A 4,510-nucleotide genomic window follows, 5' to 3' on the forward strand; every position below is an offset into this window, starting at 1 on the left:
GGGGGGGGGGGAGCCGCTCGACGTCGAGCAGGTGCGCAGCGCCGCGTTCCGCATGCAGCGCGGCGGATATCGGGAGGAGCAGGTGGATGCTCTTCTCGACGCCACGGTGGAGGTGCTCCTCTCGGTGCGCTGAGGCGTTCTCGGTGAGTTCTCATGGATGTGATGCTGAGCTGTGCGTAGACTGGTGGCCATCGTGACTCCCGATAACGAATTGATCTCGACCGCGACGCGCCCGACCGTCTCGCGTGCGAAGAAGAACCAGACGCGTCAGCGTGTCAGCGCTGTGCTGGCCGGCCTCGCGGTCGTCGGCATCTCCGCTGCCATGATGGCGCCGAGCGGCGTCGCCGTCGCCGATCCCGAGCCGGCCGATACGCCCGTGACCGCCTTCTCGCTCGCCTCCGCCGACACGCAGAGCATCACCGTCTCGGTCGAGGGTGCTGACATCGTGTCCGTCGACCGCAGCGCCTTCGAGGTCTACGTGAAGCCGAAGCCCACGCCTCCGCCCGCGCCCGCGCCGGCGGAGAAGACGAAGGCAGCGGCTCCCAAGAGCAGCACGCCCGCGCAGCCGCGCTACACGGGTGGCGGCTCCAAGGAGGAGTGGATGGCCGCCGCCGGTATCGCGAGCAGCGACTGGCCGTACGTCGACTACATCGTCTCCAAGGAGAGCGGCTGGAACCCGAACGCGACCAACAAGTCGTCGGGCGCGTGCGGGCTCGTGCAGGCCCTGCCCTGCAGCAAGGTTCCCGGCAACGGCTACGACCCTGTCGACAACCTGCGCTGGGGCAACGGGTATGCCGTCGGGCGCTATGGGAGCTGGGCCGGAGCGTACAACTTCTGGACGCGCAACCACTGGTGGTGACCGGGCGTCATGCCACGCTCCCATCGCCGCCGGCCTGAGCGCGCCACGTCCGACGACTCCTTCGACCGGCTTCTGGCCGGGTGGAAGCGCACCGAGACGAAGCGCGGCCGGGAATGGACCGTGCAGCCGATCTCGTCGGGTCAGGCGCTCAAGGAGTACCGGTGCCCCGGATGCGCCGGCAGCATCTCTCCCGGTACCGCGCATGTCGTCGTCTGGCGTGCGGACGGGGTGATGGGGGAGAGTGCCGACCTCGCGTCGCGCCGGCACTGGCACACACGCTGCTGGCGCATCGACTGAGCGCGCCGATCCTCCCTCAGCGCTCGTTCATGCGCGGGATCAGCACCTGCCGGTAGATGATCAGGATGCTCGCCGCGACGGGGATGGCGATCAGCGCACCGAGGAGCCCCAGCAGCGCCCCGCCGGACAGGGCGGCGATGACGACCACCGCTCCCGGAACTGACACTGCACGGCTCATGATGCGCGGCGCGATGAAGTACGCCTCGACCTGCATGTAGATGAAGTAGTAGATCGCCGCTGCCAGAGCCGTCCCCGGTGACCCCACCCCGGGCAGCAGGCAGGCGAGCACGATGATCGTCGAGCCGGTCAGGGTCCCGACCAGGGGGATGAGCGAGAAGAAGAAGGCGACCACGGCGAGCACCGCGGTGAACGGGGCATCGATGATCGACAGGTAGATCATGCTCAGGATGCCGTTGATCACACCGAGGGAGACCTGGCCCATCACGTAGTGGCCGACCGAATCGGTGATCTGGTCTGCGATGTCGATGAAGCGCTCACGCCTGGACGCCGGCACCAGCTGGTAGACGGCGCGCTTGAGCGAGGGGGTCGAGGCGGTCATGTAGATCGTGAGGATCAGCACGATGAACGCACCGAACGCGCCGGCCAGCACGGCGCCGCCGACCACCCACACGCCCTCGCCGATGGTGGTGCTCCATGCGGTCACGCTCTTGGTCCACTCTTCGGAGGTGATCCAGCTGTCGATGTAGTCGAACACGAGGTTCACCTCGAGGTTGGGGAACGCGTCGGTGAGCCAGCCCTTGATGTCGCTCACGGTCTGCTCGCCGTTGACGAACAGCGGCGTGATGCGCTGCACCAGCTGCGTGATCTGATCGGTGACGACGGGCAGCACGATCAGGATGACAGCGGCGAAGACGCCCAGCACGGCGAGGATGGTGGAAAGCACAGCGGCCCAGCGGGGGAGTCCACGGCGTTCGAGGAAGGTGACGAGGGGGTCGAGTCCCAGACTCAGGAACAGAGCCGTCCCGATGTACAGGATGATCGTCGAGAGTGTCTGCGCCCCGGCGAGCAGCAGCAGGCCCAGGCCCACGCCGAGCGTCGCCACCAGCGCGGTTCGAAAGGGACTGTGTATCTTCATGGCTCTCCTGGTCGATCTGCGAAGATCCTAGTTGCTGCTCGGTGCGACGCCCCCGCGACGGGCCGCAGCGCATTCTGCCGGGGCGGGACACTCCGCTTCGTGGGTAATGCCCAGCTGGTTTCGCTAGTCTGAAACGTCGAACGGACCGGCGGCGGATGCCCGGTCACGTAAGGAGTTGATTCGTGCGTTTCGTATGGGCCGTCGTGGCCTTCGTGCTGGCCACGGTTCTCATCGGAGCCGGGATCGCCCAGCGCACCATCTTCATGGGGCCCACAGAGCAGACGATGGCGCTCTCCGTCGACGGATCACAGCCCTATCTGCTGGTCGATGCAGAGGTGCTCAGCGCACACCCTGGACTGCAGACGCTGCTCGTGCGCGGCGAGGGCGAGATCTTCGCCGCCTACGCCCGCACCGACGACGCCGAGGCCTGGCTCTCCGACACGAGCTACACGAAGGTCACCCTCGGGAAGGGCGATCGCCCGGTCAGCGAGACCGTCGAGCCGCAGCAGGCACCGGCCGGAGGCGGCGAGACCTCGGGACGCAACCCGGCAGGCTCCGATCTCTGGCTCGACTCGTTCGCCGAGGAGGACTACCTGGTGACCGGGATGCAGCTGACGCCGGGACACAGCGTGCTCATCGCGCGTGACGGCATCGAACCCGCGCCCGACGACGTCGCCGTCAGCTGGGGCGTCGACACCCGCACCCCGCTGGCGGGTCCGCTTATGACCGCCGGCGGCATCCTCCTGCTCGCCGGTCTCGTGCTCTACTTCCTGGCCATCCGACACCAGCGTCGCGGACGCGGGCCGCTGCGGAAGGGTCCGGGGCCGCTTCCGGAGACGCAGCCCATCGAGATGCAGGGTGCTCCCGAGCGTGAAGCCATCGAGTCCGGTGACGGGACCGCCGTCGATGGCGACCGTCCGGCGAACGGTCGGCCCGAGCCGGCCTCCGGCGCCCCCGAGGGTGAGGAACGGGCATCCGGGCGCACGCCGCGCACGGCGCTGCGACGCCGCCTCGCAATCGGGCTTCCCGCCCTGACTCTGACCGCCGTGCTCGCGACCGGCTGCACGTCGGAGTCCTGGCCGGATTTCGGTGCGGAGACGCCGACGCCGACTCCCACGCCGACGGTGGTGACACCCGAAGATCAGAAGCCGCCGGTCGTGACGAAGAAGCAGGGTCAGCGCATCGTCTCCGAGATCGCCAAGGTCGTGAAGCAGGCCGACACAGATCTCGACATCGCTCGCGCCGAGACCCGTCTTTCCGGCATCGTGCTCGAGGGCCGGCGCACGGAATACGCTCTGCGCGCGGCGATCGCCGAGCGCACCGAACCACTGACGGCTCCGCGCGACAGGGTCAAGATCGTGCTTCCGGAGGCGACCGACAGCTGGCCGCGCACCGTGCTCGCCCTGACGGTCTCCGAGAAGGACGAGAAGGCCGCGCCCGTCCTGCTGACGATGACGCAGGACGATCCGTGGTCGAACTACCACGTCACCGAGATGGCCGACATGCCGGCCGCGGCTGAGTTCCCCGACGTCGCCCCGGCCTGGCTCGGCACGACCCGCATCCCGGCGGAGTCGCCGTTCCTCGCGCTGGCGCCCGAGCAGGTGGCCGACGCCTTCGCCGATTTCGTCGACAACGGTGACAAGAGCGAGTTCGCCGGGCGTTTCGACGCCACCGCCGAGAAGCTCGCCCAGAGCATCCGCGACAGTCGCACCGCCGTCCTCACCGGGCTCAAGGAGAAGCAGGCCGACACCACCTCGTCGGTCGCGTTCGACATGAAGGCACCCGACGAGACGCCGCTCTCCCTCGCCACCCTGGGCAGCGGCGCAGTGGTGGCCGTGCGCGTCGACGACGTCGATACGATCACACCGACCACCGCCGATGCCGTGATCCGGATCGGCGACAATCAGGAGGCGAGCGTGCTGACCGGCGTCAAGGAGTCCGCGAAGGGCTTCACGACGACCTACGGCATCCAGCTCTTCTTCTCCGTGCCCGCGCAGGGCTCGAAGGAGCAGATCCGTCTCCTCGCATACCATCAGGACCTCCTCAGCGTGAAGGTGAACCAGTGACCGAGATCTCCGCTGCCGCCCTGCGCGGCGCCGTCGACCTGTCCTCTCTGCGCAACCGTCCGGCCGCGGCTTCCGCGCCGGCCGGCCCCGCAGCGCCGGCCGCGCCCGGCGATGACGCTCCGGATGTCGTCGTCGACGTGACGGACCAGTCGTTCGGGGAGATCCTCGAGCTGTCGCGCTCGGTTCCCGTCG

The 4,510-nt window shown here is 68.5% G+C and carries 5 protein-coding genes and 1 pseudogene; 5 read left to right on the forward strand and 1 reads right to left on the reverse strand.

All coding sequences use genetic code 11. From position 1 onward, the window contains the following. The first annotated feature begins 52 nt into the window (after window positions 1–52). Genes RT309_RS04495 through RT309_RS04505 form a run of 3 tightly spaced genes read left to right on the forward strand, consistent with a single transcriptional unit; the run spans window position 53 to window position 1,156 of the window. A complete protein-coding gene (locus tag RT309_RS04495; RefSeq protein WP_313355710.1) occupies window positions 53–133 on the forward strand; it encodes a hypothetical protein in 81 nt (26 codons plus the stop codon). A gap of 60 nt (window positions 134–193) precedes the next feature. After that, the gene (locus tag RT309_RS04500; protein WP_313355696.1) at window positions 194–859 is read left to right on the forward strand and encodes a transglycosylase SLT domain-containing protein; all 666 of its coding nucleotides are present in this window, start codon (window positions 194–196) and stop codon (window positions 857–859) included. 9 nt (window positions 860–868) lie between these two features. Continuing rightward, a complete protein-coding gene (locus RT309_RS04505) occupies window positions 869–1,156 on the forward strand; it encodes a hypothetical protein (protein WP_313355697.1) in 288 nt (95 codons plus the stop codon). A gap of 16 nt (window positions 1,157–1,172) precedes the next feature. Here the strand turns inward: RT309_RS04505 and RT309_RS04510 are convergent, their stop codons facing one another. Beyond that, complete coding sequence (locus RT309_RS04510) at window positions 1,173–2,252, reverse strand: AI-2E family transporter (RefSeq protein WP_313355698.1); 1,080 nt, start codon at window positions 2,250–2,252, stop codon at window positions 1,173–1,175. Window positions 2,253–2,434: 182 nt separating this feature from the next. Between RT309_RS04510 and RT309_RS04515 the strand changes: the two genes are divergently transcribed. Both RT309_RS04515 and RT309_RS04520 read left to right on the forward strand, forming a co-directional pair. Then, the gene (locus RT309_RS04515; protein WP_313355699.1) at window positions 2,435–4,318 is read left to right on the forward strand and encodes a glycosyl transferase; all 1,884 of its coding nucleotides are present in this window, start codon (window positions 2,435–2,437) and stop codon (window positions 4,316–4,318) included. Further along, window positions 4,315–4,510, forward strand: a pseudogene (locus RT309_RS04520) (co-chaperone YbbN); the annotation flags it as partial. The gene RT309_RS04515 and the pseudogene RT309_RS04520, both read left to right, overlap by 4 nt.

It is taken from the genome of Microbacterium sp. (assembly GCF_032084865.1).
Taxonomy (GTDB): Bacteria; Actinomycetota; Actinomycetes; order Actinomycetales; family Microbacteriaceae; genus Microbacterium.